11 protein-coding genes are annotated in these 16,368 nt (G+C 73.8%); 4 read left to right on the forward strand and 7 right to left on the reverse strand.

The window, feature by feature from the left end; genetic code table 11:
• Window positions 1-48 precede the first annotated feature (48 nt).
• Window positions 49-2,094 carry a M4 family metallopeptidase gene (locus tag V9U70_RS28600; RefSeq protein WP_336679930.1) on the reverse strand — a complete coding sequence of 682 codons (2,046 nt, stop codon included), beginning with the start codon at window positions 2,092-2,094 and terminating at the stop codon, window positions 49-51.
• A gap of 732 nt (window positions 2,095-2,826) precedes the next feature.
• Here V9U70_RS28600 and V9U70_RS28605 point away from each other — a divergent pair.
• Window positions 2,827-3,858, forward strand: a complete 1,032-nt coding sequence (locus V9U70_RS28605) for an LPXTG cell wall anchor domain-containing protein (protein WP_336679931.1) — start codon at window positions 2,827-2,829, stop codon at window positions 3,856-3,858.
• 396 nt (window positions 3,859-4,254) lie between these two features.
• On the opposite strand, the gene V9U70_RS28610 is transcribed toward V9U70_RS28605, so the two are convergent.
• The 3 genes from V9U70_RS28610 to V9U70_RS28620 all read right to left on the reverse strand — a co-directional run bounded on the left by V9U70_RS28610 (window position 4,255) and on the right by V9U70_RS28620 (window position 7,462).
• On the reverse strand, window positions 4,255-5,739 hold the full coding sequence (locus V9U70_RS28610; RefSeq protein ID WP_336679933.1) for a helix-turn-helix domain-containing protein: 1,485 nt from the start codon (window positions 5,737-5,739) through the stop codon (window positions 4,255-4,257).
• Window positions 5,740-5,811: 72 nt separating this feature from the next.
• Window positions 5,812-6,618: an SAM-dependent methyltransferase gene (locus tag V9U70_RS28615; protein ID WP_336679935.1), complete on the reverse strand. Its 807-nt coding sequence runs from the start codon at window positions 6,616-6,618 to the stop codon at window positions 5,812-5,814.
• Complete coding sequence (locus V9U70_RS28620; RefSeq protein WP_336679937.1) at window positions 6,593-7,462, reverse strand: helix-turn-helix domain-containing protein; 870 nt, start codon at window positions 7,460-7,462, stop codon at window positions 6,593-6,595. Before V9U70_RS28620 ends, V9U70_RS28615 begins: the two co-directional genes overlap by 26 nt.
• A 184-nt stretch (window positions 7,463-7,646) precedes the next feature.
• On the opposite strand from V9U70_RS28620, the gene V9U70_RS28625 reads away from it, so the two are divergent.
• Together V9U70_RS28625 and V9U70_RS28630 are read left to right on the forward strand one after the other, a co-directional pair.
• On the forward strand, window positions 7,647-7,934 hold the full coding sequence (locus V9U70_RS28625) for a hypothetical protein (RefSeq protein WP_336679939.1): 288 nt from the start codon (window positions 7,647-7,649) through the stop codon (window positions 7,932-7,934).
• Window positions 7,931-8,311, forward strand: a complete 381-nt coding sequence (locus V9U70_RS28630) for a hypothetical protein (RefSeq protein ID WP_336679940.1) — start codon at window positions 7,931-7,933, stop codon at window positions 8,309-8,311. The genes V9U70_RS28625 and V9U70_RS28630 overlap by 4 nt, the downstream gene beginning before the upstream one ends.
• A 188-nt stretch (window positions 8,312-8,499) precedes the next feature.
• Here the strand turns inward: V9U70_RS28630 and V9U70_RS28635 are convergent, their stop codons facing one another.
• The 3 genes from V9U70_RS28635 to glgX form a co-directional block, all read right to left on the reverse strand.
• On the reverse strand, window positions 8,500-10,380 hold the full coding sequence (locus V9U70_RS28635) for an ABC transporter ATP-binding protein (RefSeq protein WP_336679941.1): 1,881 nt from the start codon (window positions 10,378-10,380) through the stop codon (window positions 8,500-8,502).
• Entirely contained in the window at window positions 10,377-12,293 is a 1,917-nt protein-coding gene (locus tag V9U70_RS28640; RefSeq protein ID WP_336679943.1) for an ABC transporter ATP-binding protein, read from the reverse strand. The genes V9U70_RS28635 and V9U70_RS28640 overlap by 4 nt, the downstream gene beginning before the upstream one ends.
• Window positions 12,294-12,436: 143 nt before the next feature.
• Complete coding sequence (glgX, locus tag V9U70_RS28645) at window positions 12,437-14,791, reverse strand: glycogen debranching protein GlgX (RefSeq protein WP_419724044.1); 2,355 nt, start codon at window positions 14,789-14,791, stop codon at window positions 12,437-12,439.
• A gap of 155 nt (window positions 14,792-14,946) precedes the next feature.
• Here glgX and V9U70_RS28650 point away from each other — a divergent pair, with 155 nt between their 5' ends.
• Entirely contained in the window at window positions 14,947-16,188 is a 1,242-nt protein-coding gene (locus tag V9U70_RS28650; protein WP_336679945.1) for a L,D-transpeptidase, read from the forward strand.
• Window positions 16,189-16,368: the final 180 nt, after the last annotated feature.

Here is a 16,368-nt window from a genome sequence, read left to right on the forward strand (position 1 = left end):
CCCGGGCCGTTCCGTGCTGGGTCCCGCCGGCCGGTGGGCCGGGCGGGGTCAGAAGGTGAGCTTGAAGCTGTTGATGCGGCCGACGTCCTGCCGTGCGACGTCCTGGACGCGCAGCTTCCAGACGCCGTTGGCCGCCTCGGACGAGGCGTTCACCGTGTAGGTGGTCACCACGTTGTCCGCGGAGTCGCCGCTGGAGGAGTTCTTGAGCCGGTAGGCGCTGCCGTCGGGGGCCACCAGGTCGACGACCAGGTCACCGCGCCAGGTGTGGGTGATGTCCACGCCGACCTTGAGGGTGCTCGGCGCGTTGCCGGCCACGCCGGAGACGGTGACCGAGCTGGTCACGGCCGCACCGGCGTCCGGGATCGAGACCGGGGTGGTGTTCTCGAACACCTTGCCGCCCGGGTCCGGGTCGCCGCCGCCGGGCCGCGAGCCCACGTTGACGCCGGCCCAGGCGTGGGCCACCGCCGCGTACTCGGGGCTGGTGGCCCCGTACAGCTCACCGGCGACCGCGAGCGTGCCGGTGCGCGCGGCGGCGTAGTTCGTGGTGGAGGTGAACTTGGTGGTGAGCGCCTTGAACCAGATCTGCATCGCCTTCTCCCGGCCGATGCCGGTCACCGGGAGCCCGTCCGAGGTCGGGGAGTCGTAGGCGACCCCGTTGACGGTCTTGGCGCCGCTGCCCTCGGAGAGCAGGTAGAACCAGTGGTTCGCCGGGCCCGAGGAGTAGTGGACGTCGACGTTGCCGATGCCCGAGTACCAGTAGTCCTTGGACGAGCCGTCCCTGGAGGGCTTGTCCATGTAGCGCAGCGGGGTGCCGTTGCCCCTGATGTCGATCTTCTCGCCGATCAGGTAGTCGCCCGGGTCCTCCGCGGTGTCGGAGTGGAACTCCACGCCCGCGGCGACGATGTCGGAGGTGGCCTCGTTCAGGCCGCCGGACTCGCCGCTGTAGACCAGCCTGGCGGTGGCCGAGGTCAGGCCGTGCGTCATCTCGTGGGCGGCCACGTCCAGGGAGGTCAGCGGCTTGACGTTGCCGTCGCCGTCGCCGTACGTCATGCAGAAGCAGCTGTCCTGCCAGAACGCGTTGACGTAGTTGTTGCCGTAGTGGACCCGGGAGTACGCGCCGACGCCGTCCCCGCGGATGCCGCTGCGGCCGTGCACGTTCTTGTAGTAGTCCCAGGTCTCTGCGGCCCCGTAGTGGGCGTCCGCGCCGGCCGTCTCGGCGTTCTGCGGAGTGCCGTCGCCCCAGACGTCGTCCGAGCCGGAGAACAGGGTGCCGGTGCCGGAGCTGCCCCGGTTCAGGTTGTACGTCCTGTGGTTGCCGCGCGTGGTGTCGGTCAGCGTGTACGAGGGCGCGGTGCCCAGGGTGACCTGGCCGTTGTACTGCGTGTTGCCCGTGCCGTTGTGGACGGCCTGCCACTCGTACAGCTTCTCGCCGGAGGAGGCGTCGGTGAGCACGTGCAGCTCGTTGGGGGTGCCGTCGTGCTGGAGTCCGCCGACCACGGTCTCGTACGCGAGCTGCGGGGAGCCGCCGCCCAGCCAGATCACCTTGCGGGGGGCCTGGCTCGCCTCGGTCGCCTTGGACCCCTCGGCCTTCGCCGCGCCGAGCGCCTGCTTCTCGGCGGCGGCCGGGGCGACGTCGGCGGTGAGGCCGACGGCCTTCAGCTGCGCGGAGGTCGCGGTGGACGCCCTGCTGACGCCCTCGGTCCGCCCGGCCGGGGACTCCTTGACCACCAGGTCGCCGCCGAGGACGGGGAGCCCGCCCAGGGTGCGCTCGTAGCGGGTGTGCGTGGTGCCGTCACGGTCCTGGACGACATCGCGGACCACGAGCTTCTCGGTGGACCCGAGACCGAGCTCCTTGGCCGCGGCCGCCCTCGTGGAGTTCGCCTCGCGGAGCAGCTCGGCGCGCTGGGCGGGGGAGAGCTTCGCCGGCACCGCCGCAGGGTCGGCCTTCGTGCCGGCGGTGATGCCGCCGAGGGGGGCCGACGCGGGGGTGGTGGTGGCGGTCGCGGCGCCGGACGGGACGGCGACGGCGATCATGGCTGCTGCGGCTATCAGAGCGCCGGTCGCGGTGGTGCGACGGCTGGGCGTGGATCTCACGCGGTCTCCTTCTGCGAGGGGGGTACCGGCGGCGCTGGACGGGCCGTCCGGACGGTGCAGGCGGTGCGCAGAACGGGGTGAACAGTGTCAGCAAAGCGTCAGTTATGTCAGGGGCGCGTCAACAAGTTGGCCGGAACTCGTCCGTTGCCGAAAAGGTCATGTTCGTTAAGCGGACGTTTCACCGAACATGGCCCTCGTGTTACCGGAGGGCGGCAGCACCGGTATGCACAGGGTGGTCACAGGTTTCGTCCACGGAGAGCGCCGGGCCGCTCCCGGCGGAGGGGGCGGTGTGGACCACCTGGTGAGACGGGGGCGCGTTCTGGCCAGATCCCGCTGCCGGAATCCGCCGGTCCGTCAGGGGCGCCTATCCGGTGGCCGTTCGCCGGTGGACGCGGACCGGCCGGGTCCGGAACGAGGGCTGAGCGGGGCGGGCCGGTAGGCCGGCCGCACGGCCGCAGGGTTCCGTACCCGAGCGTGTACGGCTCCTTCCGCGGCCTTGCCCGTGCGAGCCCCGCGCCGCGCCCGGCCGAACCCCTGGGGAGCCGGCAGGTGCGGCAGCCGCCCTGTGGGGCAGGTCACAGGTGCCGTCCACGGTCCAGTACAACTCAGCACCACCCGTAGCGGTCACACTCCATGGCCTCACCCGTGTCCCCCTCCACCTTCGAAACCGGGCGGCCTCCCAGCCTTTGTGCCGCTCCGTCGGCACCCAGACTTCTCAGAGGTCCTCATCTCATGAAGCTCCGCCGCGCCATGGCCGCCGCCGCCGCGACCGCCGTCCTCGCCCCGGTCACTCTGCTGTCGTCCTCCGTCGCCTTCGCGACCCCCAGCCCCGCCCCCGAAACCACCGAAACCACCGAAACCCCCGAGGCCGCCGTACCGGAGGAGTCCGAGACGTCCCCGGCGGCCGAGGAGCCCGAGGCCCCCGCGTCGGAGGAGGCGTCGCCTACCCCGCCGACGGCCGAGAACGGGGAGCCGTCTCCCGCCGCCGAGCAGCCCGAGACGGCCCCGTCCCCCGCCGGGACCGTCACCGCGCCCTCGCCGACGCCGTCCGCTGCCTCGCCCGCCGACATATGCGAGGGCACAGAGGAGCCGGAGTTCGACAAGAACCTGCGCACCACGCTCTCCGGACTCCCGTCCGAGGTCGTCGCGGGCAGCGGGTTCCACGGCTTCCGGCTGAACGTGGTCAACAAGGGCGACAACGCCTACCAGCGCGTCGACCTCGGAGTCTTCGCCGCGCAGGTGGACACCGACACCTGGGAGGAGACCACGGGTCACCTCACGCTCCAGTTCAAGGACCCGGAGACGGGCGTCTGGACGGACATCTCCCTCGCGGACGAGGAGACCGCCGGCTACCTCGGCTACACCGACATCCGGGCCCAGGAGTCCTTCGCGATCGACATGCGGCTGAGCGTCGGCGCGAAGGCCCCCGCCGGCTTCGGCTTCGCCATCACCATCGGCCTCTACGCCGACGACAAGGGCAACTGCGTCTTCGCGGACAGCGAGGAGTTCTATGTGTTCGACGTCCTCGCCGCCGACGCCGACCCCGGCAAGCCCAACGAGGCCGAGCCCCAGGAGGGCGGCAGGAAGCCGCTGCCGGCCAAGCCCGTGGGCGACACCGAGGTGAAGCCAGAGGGGACCCTCGCCCAGACCGGTTCCGACTCCGGCCTGCCGGTCATCGCGACCATCGGCGGGGTGGCCGTCCTCGCCGGCGCCGGTGTGGTCTTCGCCCTGGGCCGTCGCCGCCGCGGCCACACGGCTGCCTGACACGGCGCAGGGGGCGTTCCCTCCTCCGCCCGGCCGGGCGGAGGAGGGAACGCCCCCTGCGCGTGGGTCCTGCCCGCCTCCCGGTCGGCCGGTCATGGGCCGCGCCGCCCCCGGGCCGGCTGCCGGGGGAGACGGCCCGGGGAACCTCAGGGGCGCGGATCAGCAGCCGTACCGGGTCGGGCCGGAAGCTGCCGCAGCGCGCCCGGGGCGCCGTCTCGGCAGGGCCGTGTTCACGACCTGGACGGTCTCACCGCAACCAGGGACGGCGGGACGCCCCGGCGCCCTGCCCCCGCCCGGGGCGCGTCGGCGGCGGTCGGCGGCGGTCGGCGGGCGCGCGTCGAGCTGTCCGGTGGCGGGGCGGGGCCGCGTCCGGGCGGGGCCGCCGCCACCGCGGGACTACAGGCGGCGGTACGTGCGGCCGCCGCGCCGGGGGAGGGCCCGCGGGTCGTTCGCTCCGTCGGTCGCGGTGATCTCCAGCGCGAGGTGCAGTTCGGCGCGGACGGTGGCGTCGGTGAGGTTGCGCCCGAGGCGTTCGGCGCACTGGGTGAGCCAGATCGCCAGGGTCGTGCGGTGGACGTGCAGTTCGGTCGCGGCGGGTGCGGCCTTGGCGCGGTGGCGCAACCAGCAGGCCAGCGCGATCCGCAGGTGGGGTTCGAGGCCGCCGACCAGGCCCGCGGCCCAGGCGCGCGCCACGTCCGTGTCCAGGATGCCGCCCGGCAGCGCCTCCAGCCGGGCCGGACCGGACGGCACGGCGGCCGCGCCCCGGCCTCCCGCCGTCGGCTTCCGGCTCTCCTCCCGGTCCTCGCCACGGGTGGGAGCGCGCAGGGCGAGCAGCAGATGCGCCTGCACGGTGACGTCGGCCAGGTCGGCGTCGAGCACCTCGCCCAGGTCACGCAGACGGGCCCGGACGGTGCCGGCCGAAAGCCCGAGCGCCGCGGCGGCGCGGGGGGTGCTGCCGGCACGGAGCCACACCATGAGCAGATGCCGGAGGGCGAGGGGCAGCGGGGCGAGGACGGACCCCGCCCACCGGGCGTAGGGAGCGGCGGGAAGGAGGCGGGCGAGCTGGGTGGCGCCGACGGCGTCGGCGGGGACGACCCGGTGGGCCGGAGTGGCGCTGTACCGCGCGGCGGCCGCGTCGGCGTGCGCGGTGGCCATCTCGGCCAGCGGGAGCGGCCCGGCCAGGCCCGCGAGCAGCTGGTGACGCTCGCTCACCCGGGAGACCAGGCGCAGAATCCGCCCGTCGTCGCACCCGTGGTGGAGCTCGGCGACGACGAGTTCGCCCTCCAGCCGCCCCATCAGGGTGCGGGCGACGGCGCGCGCGGCCAGCAGGGAGGGGCGGGCGGCCCGCCACAGGACCTGATGGGCGGTGGGGACGTCGCGGCCGGAGAGCCGGTAGACCGTGACGTGGGTGAGTCCCTCGGCGCCCAGGGCGTCGGTGACGGCGGTGGTGTGGCCGGCCAGCAGCAGCCGGAGCAGAGTGGTGTGGAGCGCCATCTGCTCGGCCCTCAGTTCGGCGGCGCGCTGCCCGCGCACCTCCAGGAGGGCCGCGGCGGTGGCGGCGACGAGCGCGGTGTGCTCTGCGGGCGCGGTGGGCGCCGGCGCCAGGACGAGGACGGCCCCCGCCGCCGGGCGCAGGACGTGGCGCGGGTGCTCCTGGGGGTGCGCGGCGGCGTGGACGCCGTCGGAGGCCGCGGTGGCGGGGGTGCTGTAGACGGCCCCGGCGATCGGGTCGGCCAGCACCGCCGACCCGCCGATCAGGGCGGCGGCCTCGCTGATCAGGTGCGCACCGGACCGGGTGGCCGCCCGCAGCAGCCTGCCCGCCGTCTCCCGGCCGTCCCGCGGGTCGGCGGCCCCGCGGTCGGTCGTGCCTGTGGTGCTCATGCTGCAACCCTCTGCGGGCCGTGCGCGCCGCGCACCCGGAAAAGGGTGCGCGGCACGTCAGGTGCGGACGTGTCAGGGGACGCGGGCGACGGCCCCCCACCCGGCCCGGTCCGTGGTGGTGCCGGTGGACGAGTCGGGCCGCCAGTTCGGCCAGGAGACCATCCCGGGCTCCACCATCTCCAGCCCGTCGAAGAACGCGATCGTGGTCTCCGGCTCCCTGAATATGTAGGGAATCGCCCCGCTCGCGTTGTACTCGTCCTGCACGGCGCGGTGGGCGTCGTCGGACGCGGTGGAGTGGGAGAGCGCGAGGTGGCTGCCCGAGGGCAACCGCTCCACCAGCCGCCTCACCAGGGACAGGGCGTCGTCCCAGTCGACGATGTGCCCCAGCACGTCCGAGATCACCAGCGCGACCGGCTGCGTCAGGTCCAGGGTTCTGGCCGCTCCGGCGAGCACGGCCTCGGTGTCGCGCATGTCCGCCTCGACGTAGGCGGTCGCGCCCTGGGGGCTGCTGGTCAGCAGCGCGTGGACGTGCAGCAGGACCAGGGGGTCGTGGTCGACGTAGACGATCCTCGACTCCGCGGCGATCCGCTGGGCGACCTCATGGGTGTTGTTCGCCGTCGGCAGCCCCGCGCCGACGTCCAGGAACTGCCGGATTCCGGCGTCCCGGGCGAGGTAGGTGACCGTCCGGCGCAGGAAGTCCCGCGACTCCTTCGCGAACGTCTCGATCAGCGGGTACTTGTCACGGTAGGCGTCGCCCGCCGCCCGGTCCGCCGGGAAGTTGTCCTTCCCGCCGAGCCAGTAGTTCCACACGCGCGCCGAATGCGCGACGCTCGTGTCGATCTGCGCGGGCAGCTCAGGCCCATTCCCGGTCGTACTCATCCTGCAGAACCTCCTTCGTTCGGGCCGGACGCATCGCCATCACGCACGACACGTCCAGCATTGCCTGGTACGCCTGCACCGACGGGTTGGTGTCGCACACCTCCGCCGTTCCGGGCAGCCCGCCCTCGCGCACCACGTGGTCCGCGATCTCCCGGATCTCCACCCGGTAGAGACTCAACGCCGGTACCCCCGTCAGCGGGTGGGGCGGCGCGCCCTCGTGGTGGAGCTGCACCGTCGTCCCCCGCCGCCCGGCGGCCCTCTGGAGCGCGGTGAGCTGCTCGCGCATCACCTCCGCGCTGCCGACCCGGCAGCGCAAAGCCGCGACCGGCAGCACCGCCCACACGCGCGCCTGCTGTTCCGTGAGCCGCCTCTGACGCTCCGCCAGCAGATCCGCACGCCGTCGTCGCGCCGCAGCGTCCAGCTCCGGGCGCAGCGCGGCGTCCACGGCCATGGCGTAGGCCGGGGTCCGCAGCAGCAGGGGCACCAGCGCCGGGTCCCACGTGCGCACGAAACACGCCGCGGACTCCACGCTCATCAGGTCCATCAGCCACGGGTCCATCGCATCACGCCACGGATGCCACCAGCCCGGCATGTTCGCCGCGTTCAGCCGGCCCATGATGTCGTCGGTCTCCGCCGCGCCCGCCCCGTAGGCACAGAGCAGATCGGACACCTGTCCCACATCCAGGGAGGTCTGCGCCTGTTCCAGGCGCCGCAGCGTCGACGGGTGCCACCCCAGCTCCTTCGCGGCCTGGGGCACGGACAGGCCCGCCCCTTCCCGCAGGAGCCGCAGACGGGCCACCAGGACCAGGTGCTGCGCCGTCGCGCCAGACCGTTCACGTGCCATGGCCCGCCCTCCCTTCCCGCTCTGGCTCGATCTGTCCGACACTCCGCGCAGACTGCGCGCAGTGCACACAGCGCACCTTGCGACGACCGCACGCCGCTCTCATGGTGAGTATCGCCGACTCCGTCCGACGTCACACGGTGGACTCGGACCGTCCTCACTGCCTCCAGCACCTCCGCGGAGCCCCATGACCACCTCGACCACCGGCCTTCCGCGCGCCCCCGCCGACACCCTTTCCCACCGCCGCCCGAACACGCGCTCGCGGCAACGCCGTTGGCCGGCCGACGCCCCGGCCCGCCGGAACGCCGCGCCCGAGGACGCCGACGACGACGCGCCGGCCGTCCACGAGCCGGTCACCCCCTTCGTCGCCCCCGCCCTCCCGACCACGCGCCTGGGCCGGACCGCCCCCCGGGGCGCCCCGCCCGCGCCGCACCCGGCGACCACGCACGCCCGCACCCTGGAGCCCGCCTCGTGAACCACCCGAACCTGACCCTGCTGCCGACCGTCGCCTCCCCGGGGCCGTCCCCGGCCCGCCCCCTCGACCTCCGGGTCCGCGTCCAGCGGATTCAGATCGACGAACTCGTCGTCGAGGACCCCCGCCTGGTCCTCGCACACGCCCGCCGGGCCGTCCGCACGGACCCGGACGCGGCGGCCCTTCTCGGGTACAGCCCCGCTGCCCCGCTGTCCCTCCCCGCCGCGACCGCACTGCTGTGCGCGCTCCACGAAGCCGAAGAACTCACCGGGATGGGCCTGCGCCCCGCGCGCAGGACCACCCGCGTCACCGCCTCCGACCAGCAGACCGAGCCCGTCTCCCTGGTGCTGTCCGACACCCCGCGCCGGCAGGAGGGCTGACCGGCCGTGCGACGGCCGGGCCCGCCGCGCGGAGGAGGCCACCCGGCACGCCCGCGCGACGGGGCGGGCACGGGAGGCGGCGTCGGCCCGGACAGCCCTCGGCAGCCGCTTTGACGCCGCGGTGCGCACCGGCCGCCGAAACCGGGCGACGGGTGCGCACCGCGTGACGGGGCCCGGGCGCCCTTCCCTCAGGCCAAGCTGTCCTTCCACGTCCGGTGCAGCCCCGCGAACCGCCCCGTCCCGCCGATCAGTTCGGCGGGCTTGCCGTCCTCGACGATCCGGCCGCCCTCCATCACCAGCACCCGGTCCGCGATCTCCACCGTCGACAGCCGGTGGGCGATCACCACCGCCGTGCGGCCGTGCAGCACCGTGTCCATGGCCCGCTGCACGGCGCGCTCGCCGGGGATGTCCAGGGAGCTCGTCGCCTCGTCGAGGATCAGCACCGCAGGGTCGGCCAGCAGAGCGCGGGCGAAGGCCACCAACTGCCGCTGGCCCGCCGAGATCCGCCCGCCGCGCTTGCGTACGTCGGTGTCGTAGCCGTCGGGCAGGGAGGCGATGAAGTCGTGCGCGCCGATCGCCTTCGCGGCGTGCTCGATCTCCTCGCGCGTGGCGTCCGGACGGCCGATCGCGATGTTCTCCGCGACCGTCCCGGAGAACAGGAAAGCCTCCTGCGTCACCATCACCACGCCCCGGCGCAGCCCCGCCGTGTCCAGGTCGCGCAGATCCACCCCGTCCAGCAGGACCCGGCCGTCGGTGGGGTCGTAGAAGCGGGCCAGCAGTTTGGCGAGCGTCGACTTGCCCGCCCCCGTCGAGCCGACGACCGCCACCGTACGGCCCGCCGGGATGTGCAGGTCGAAGCGGGGCAGCACCTCGCCGCCCGTACGGTAGGCGAACCGCACGCCGTCGAACGTGACGTCCCGGCCCGGGAGCCCGCCGGATCGGGGCGGCAGCTCCTTGGGGTCGTCGGTCTCCGGCACGGTCGGGGTCTGGGCCAGCAGGCCGGCGATCTTCTCCAGCGAGGCGGCCGCCGACTCGTAGGAGTTGAGGAACATGCCGAGCCGGTCGATCGGGTCGTACAGCCGGCGCATGTACAGCACGGCCGCCGCCAGCACCCCGAGCGCCAGGGTCCCGTCGGCCACCCGGTAGGCGCCCCACAGCACCATGCCGGCGACCGCCGTGTTCGCCACCAGCCGTGAGCCGACGACATAGCGGGCCATCTCCAGGATCGCGTCGCCGTTCGTCCGCTCGTGGTGGCCGTTCAGCGCGGCGAACGCGGCGTCGTTGGACCGCTCCCGGCGGAAGGCCTGGACCGGGCGGATGCCGTTCATCGTCTCCGCGAACTTCACGATGACCGCGGCGATCGCCGTCGAACGGGTCCCGAACACGACGGACGCCCGCCGCCGGTACATCCGTACCAGCAGGTACAGGGGTACGAAGGAGAGCGCGGCGATCGAGCCGATCCCCAGGTCGAGCCAGAGCAGCAGCAGCGAGATCGACACGAACGACAGGACCACGCCGATCAGCTCCTGGAGCCCCTCGCTCAGCAGTTCCTGCAACGACTCCACGTCCGTCGTCGACCGCGAGATGAGCCGGCCGGAGGTGTAGCGCTCATGGAAGTCCACACTCAGCGCCTGCGCCTGCCGGAAGATCCGGCCGCGCAGGTCGAGCAGCGCGTCCTGGTTGATCCGGGCGGCGGCCCGGACGAAGCCGTACTGGAGGAGGCCCGCGCCCACCGAGCACAGCGCGTAGCCCACCGCGACCGCGATCAGCGGCCCGTAGTCGTGGTCCCGGAACGCCGGGACCCCGCTGTCGATCGCGTACGCCACCAGGAGCGGGCCCGCCTGCATCGCCACCTGCTGGACCACCAGCAGGACGGCCGCGACCGCGACCCTGCCCCGCATCGGCGCCAGCAGCGAGAGCAGCAGGGCGCGGGTCGCGCCGGGCGGTGCGGGCAGGGCGTCCCGGTCGAACGGATCGCCGCCCTCCCGCCCCCCGGACGCGACCGGGCCCGCGGGACGGCCCTCGTCGTCGGCGGCGGGAAGCGAAGCGTCATCGGCGGTCGTCGTCATCGGGCACTGCCCTCCTCTGCGGGGACCTGCTGGACGGGGGCGGGCTCAGGGCCGGAGGGGGCGGCGGGGGCCGGCTCCCGGTCGGCCCCCGCCCCTGCGGCAGCGGCTTCGGAGTCCGCGATCGCACGGCCCCCGGCGACCGGCCCACCGTGCCCGGCGCCCGACATCAGCCAGGCGTACTCGGCGTTGCCGCGCAGCAGCTCCTGATGGGTGCCGACCGCGGCGATCCGGCCCCCGGACAACAGCGCCACCCGGTCCGCGAGCATCACGGTCGAGGGCCGGTGCGCCACCACGAGCGCCGTCGTCTCCTCCAGGACCCGCCGCAGCGCCGCCTCCACCAGGGTCTCCGTGTGCACGTCCAGCGCGGACAGCGGGTCGTCCAGCACCAGGAAGCGCGGCTCCCCGACCACGGCACGGGCGAGCGCCAGCCGCTGGCGCTGACCTCCGGAGAGGCTCAGTCCCTGCTCGCCGACCTCGGTGTCCAGCCCCTGCGGCAGACCGTCCACGAAGTCGGCCTGCGCCACCGAGAGCGCCCGGCGCACCTGGTCCTCCTCGGCGTCGGCCGCGCCCATCCGGACGTTCTCACCGACCGTCGCGGAGAACAGCGTCGGCTCCTCGAACGCCACCGACACCAGCTCCCGCAGCCGGGAGCGCTCCATCGTGGCGATGTCCTCGCCGTCCAGGGTGATCCGCCCGCCGGTCACCTCGTGCAGCCGGGGCACCAGCGCGGTGAGCGTCGTCTTGCCGGAGCCGGTGCCGCCCACCAGGGCCATCGTCTCCCCCGGCCGGATGTGCAGATCGACGCGGGCGAGGACCGGTGCGGCGTCCGGGGCCGCGTCCGGATAGCGGAACTCGACACCCTCGAACACCATCCCGGCGGCGGTGGCCGGCGCTCCCTTCCGGGCCGCGGAGGCGCCCGGCTCCTGGGCCACGTCCATCACCTCGAAGTACCGGTCGGTCGCGGTCGCCGACTCCTGGCTCATCGCCAGCAGGAACCCGATCGACTCCACCGGCCAGCGCAGCGCGAGCGCCGTGGAGAGGAAGGCCACCAGCGTCCCCGCCGACAGCGTGCCGTCCGCCACCTGGATCGTGCCGAGCACCAGCGCGGCCCCGATCGCCAGCTCCGGGATCGTGGTGATGAGCGCCCAGATCCCGGCGAGCAGTCGCGCCTTGCCCAACTCCGTGTGATGCAGCCGCCGCGACAGCGCCCGGAACGCGCGCGCCTGACTGCGGTGGCGCCCGAAGCCCTTGACGATGCGGATGCCCAGCGCGCTCTCCTCGACGACCGTGGCGAGGTCGCCGACCTGGTCCTGGGCCCGGCGTGCCACCACCGAGTACTTCGTCTCGAACAGCGAGCACAGGATCATCAGCGGCAGGGCGGGCGCCAGCAGCACCAGTCCGAGCGCCCAGTCCTGGGCGAACAGGAGGACGAAGCCGACGAGGATGGTCGTCGCGTTCACGAACAGGAAGGTCAGCGGGAACGCCAGGAACATCCGCAGCAGCATCAGGTCCGTGGTCCCGCGCGACAGCAGCTGGCCGGAGGCCCAGCGGTCGTGGAAGGCGATCGGCAGCCGTTGCAGATGGCGGTAGAGGTCGGCCCGCATCGACGCCTCGACCCCGGCCAGCGGACGCGCCACCAGCCAGCGCCGGAACCCGAACAGCACCGCCTCCGCGACGCCGAGCAGCAGCAGGTACAGCGCCCCCAGCCAGACGCCGCCGGGATCGCGGTCGGCGACCGGGCCGTCCACCATCCACTTCAGGACCAGCGGGATCACCAGCCCCAGACAGGACGCCAGGACCGCCACGAAGGCAGCGGTGAACAGGCGGACCCGGACGGGCCGGACATAGGGCCACAGGCGCAGGAGGGAGCGCACGGCGGACCGGTCCGTGTGCTCGGCAGGCTTTTTGGGCATCAGGGGCGACTTTACGTTTCACCGCTGACATCGGTCCTGTGATTTTCCTCCTCCGGGACCGCCCGCCGGAGCAGCAGGCCGCCGTGGCCGTCGGCTGCGACCGGGGCGTCCTCGGCTGACCGCGCCCACGCCCGCCGGGCCCGTCACGCGGCCACCCGCAGCAGCAGCACCGAACGGGCCGGAACGGTCGTCTCCGTGCCGCCCTGCCACACCGTGCCGGGAGCCTCGGCCTGCCGCTCCCGCGAGGTGTCCAGGAGCAGTTCGTAGGCGTGCGCCCACGGGGCCCCCGGCAGCGCGAAGCCCGTCGGCTCCGCGCCCGCGTGCAGCACCGCCAGGAAGCTGTCGTCGACGACCGGCTCGCCGCGCGCGTCACGCCCCGGGATGTCCCGCCCGGAGAGGTAGAGACCGAGCGTGGCGGCGGGGGCGTACCAGTCGCCCTCCGTCATCTCCCGGCCGTCCCGCGCGAACCACGCCAGGTCACGGAGCCCGCCCGGGGCCTGGGCCCGGCCGGAGAAGAACGCCCGGCGGCGCAGTACCGGGTGGGCGTGCCGCAGCCTCAGCACCCGGGCCGTCAGCTCGGTCAGGTCCCGCCACTCGGGCCGCTCCAGGAGCGACCAGTCCAGCCAGCCGGTCACGTTGTCCTGGCAGTAGGCGTTGTTGTTGCCGCCCTGGGTCCGGCCCATCTCGTCGCCCGCCACCAGCATCGGCACCCCGGTGGAGAGCAGCAGCGTGGTCAGCAGGTTGCGGAGCTGGCGGCGGCGCAGCGCGTTGACCTCCCCGTCCGTGCTCTCCCCCTCCGTCCCGCAGTTCCACGCCCGGTTGTCGTCGGTCCCGTCCCGGTTGCCCTCCCCGTTGGCCTCGTTGTGCTTGCGCTCGTAGCTGACCAGGTCGCGCAGGGTGAAACCGTCGTGCGCGGTGACGAAGTTGACCGAGGCGTACGGGCGGCGGCCGCCCCAGGCGTACAGGTCGCTGGAGCCGGTCAGGCGGTAGCCGAGGTCCCGTACGTCGGGGAGCGCGCCGCGCCAGAAGTCGCGCACGGCGTCACGGTAGCGATCGTTCCACTCGGCCCACAGCGGCGGGAACGCCCCGACCTGGTAGCCGCCGTCGCCCACGTCCCACGGCTCGGCGATGAGCTTGACCCGGCGCAGCACCGGGTCCTGGGCGATCACCGCGAGGAACGGCGAGAGCATGTCGACGTCGTGCGTCGAGCGGGCCAGCGCCGCCGCCAGGTCGAAGCGGAAGCCGTCGACGCCCATCTCGGTGACCCAGTAGCGCAGCGAGTCGGTGATCAGCCGCAGCACCTGGGGCCGTACGACGTGCAGGGTGTTGCCGCAGCCCGTGTAGTCGGCGTAGCGGCGGGGGTCGTCCCGCAGGCGGTAGTAGCCCTGGTTGTCGATGCCGCGCAGCGACAGCGTCGGGCCCAGCTCGCCCGCCTCCGCGGTGTGGTTGTAGACGACGTCGAGGATCACCTCGATCCCGGCGTCGTGCAGGGCGCGCACCATCCGCTTGAACTCGCCGACCTGCCCTCCCGTGGCGCCGGACGCGGAGTAGGCGGCGTGCGGGGCGAAGTAGCCGATGGAGTTGTAGCCCCAGTGGTTGCGCAGCCCGCGCCGCAGCAGATGGTCCTCGTGGGCGAACTGGTGGACCGGGAGGAGTTCGACGGCGGTCACCCCGAGCCGGGTGAGGTGCTCGATCGCGGCGGGGTGCCCGAGCCCCGCGTACGTGCCGCGCAGTTCGGGCGGGACGCCCGGGTGGAGCTTGGTGAAGCCGCGTACGTGGAGTTCGTAGATGACGGAGTCGGCCCACGGGGTCTTGGGGCGGCGGTCCTGCGCCCAGTCGTCGTCATCGTGGACGACGACGCCCTTGGGCACGAAGGGCGCGGAGTCCCGGTCGTCGCGCACGGTGTCGGCGACCTGCTGCTCGGGCCAGTCGCGCACATGCCCGTAGACCTCGGGCGGCAGGGTGAACGAGCCGTCGACCGCACGGGCGTACGGGTCCAGAAGCAGCTTGGCCGCGTTCCACCGTGCCCCCGTCCAGGGGTCCCAGCGGCCGTGCACCCGGTACCCGTAGCGCTGCCCCGGCCACACCCCCGGCACGAAACCGTGCCAGATCTCGTGGGTCAGCTCGCTCAGGGGGCGGCGGGTCTCGGCGCCCCGTTCGTCGAAGAGGCACAGCTCGACGGCCTCCGCCCCGCCCGCCCACAGGGCGAAGTTGGCGCCCGCGACCCCGTCCGGCCCGATCCGGTAGCGCGCCCCCAGCGGCGTCGGGGCCCCCGGCCACACGGCGGGGGCGCCCGCTTGCGCGGGCAGGGCGTCGGCGCGCCCCGCACGGGCGGGGCGCGCGCGCAAGGTCGCGGCGGGTGCCAACGAGGCCTCCGCGTCCGGCGCCCCTCCGGCGCCCGCTCCGCCGCCGGGCCCGGTCGGGTCCGGCGGCGGAGCGGCCTCCGCCGTCCGTCCCGCCGGTTCTTCCCCTGTCTCCTGCTCGGCTGCGCTGGACACCGTGTCGCCTCCCGCGGCTCGTGAGGACGGGGGACCGGCAGGGGAGCGCGGCGTCCCGGCCGCGGCCCCTCCCCGGTGTGGTTCTCCCCTCTGTTCTGCCCACCGGTGGGCCCACCCTCACGTGCCCCCCGAGCGGCCCCGGTCGTTGGGGGAGCGTGAATCACACAGCGAAGAGAGCACGGGCCGGCTCGGCCGCCGTGCTGACATGGGTGGGACTGCTGGCCGTGCTGGCCCTGCTGAGCGGCTGCACCAACGCCCGGGAGGCCCTGCTGAACGGCAAGCCGGGAGGATCGCGCGAGGAGATCGGCATCTTCCCCGAGGACGGGGCCGAGGAGGTGGACGAGGAGACCCGGATCGCGGTGAAGGCGCCGGACGGGCGGCTGGAGAGCGTGAAGGTGACGCGGATCGAGGACGCGCAGCAGCAGACGGTCGCGGGCCGCATCGCGCCGGACGGTCGTTCCTGGGCCCCGGAGCCCAAAGCGGCCCGACTCGCCCTGGCGGCCAAGTACAGCATCGACGCGGTGGCCGTGGACGGGGCGGGACGCCGCTCGGCCCGGCACACCACCTTCACCACGCTCGTCCCCGAGCACCGCTTCATCGGCTACTTCAAACCGGAGAACCGGTCCACCGTGGGCACCGGGATGATCGTCTCGTTCTCCTTCAACCGCCCCGTCGCGGACCGGGCGGCGGTGGAGAAGGCCATCCGGGTGACGGCAGAACCGGCGGTGGAGGTCGTCGGCCACTGGTTCGGCAAGGACCGGCTCGACTTCCGCCCGCGTACGTACTGGAAGCCCGGCACAGAGGTCACCGTCGACATCGGGCTGCGTGACGTGGAGGGGGCCCCGGGCGTGTACGGCAGCCAGGACAAGACCGTCGTCTTCACGGTCGGCCGCTCCCAGGTCTCGCGGGTCGACGCGGCGGCGCACACCATGGAGGTGCGCCGCGACGGCAAGCTCCTCAGCACGGTCCCGATCACGGCGGGGGCCCCGAAGACCACCACGTACAACGGGAAGATGGTGGTCACCGAGATGCACGAGGTGACCCGGATGAACGGGGCCACGGTCGGCTTCACGGACGAGAAGGGCAAGGGCGAGTACGACATCAAGGACGTCCCGCACGCGATCCGGCTCACCGAGTCCGGCACCTTCCTGCACGGCAACTACTGGGCCGACGAGGACGTCTTCGGCCAGGAGAACGTCAGCCACGGCTGCATCGGGCTGCGGGACGCCAAGGGCGGCGGCGGCTCCACCCCGGGCGGCTGGTTCTTCGACCAGACCCTGATCGGCGACGTGGTCGAGGTGGTCAACTCGCAGGACGCGAAGGTCGCCCCGGACAACGGGCTCAGCGGCTGGAACCTCGGCTGGAAGAAGTGGAAGGCGGGCTCCGCGCTCCGCTGAGGCGCCGGGCTCCCCGCCCTCGGCCCCCGCCCTCGGGCCTGCCCCGGGCGCCCCGCGCCACCTTGGCCCCTCGCAGGGCGGGTTGGGACGGAACGGTGACATTCCGGAGGGAGTCCGCCCCCGTCGCGGTGTGATTATCTTGCGCCGGGCGTGCCTGTTCGGTGCGCGGGGGTGCAGGCC

This window comes from Streptomyces pratensis (assembly GCF_037137275.1).
Classification (GTDB): domain Bacteria; phylum Actinomycetota; class Actinomycetes; order Streptomycetales; family Streptomycetaceae; genus Streptomyces; species Streptomyces pratensis_B.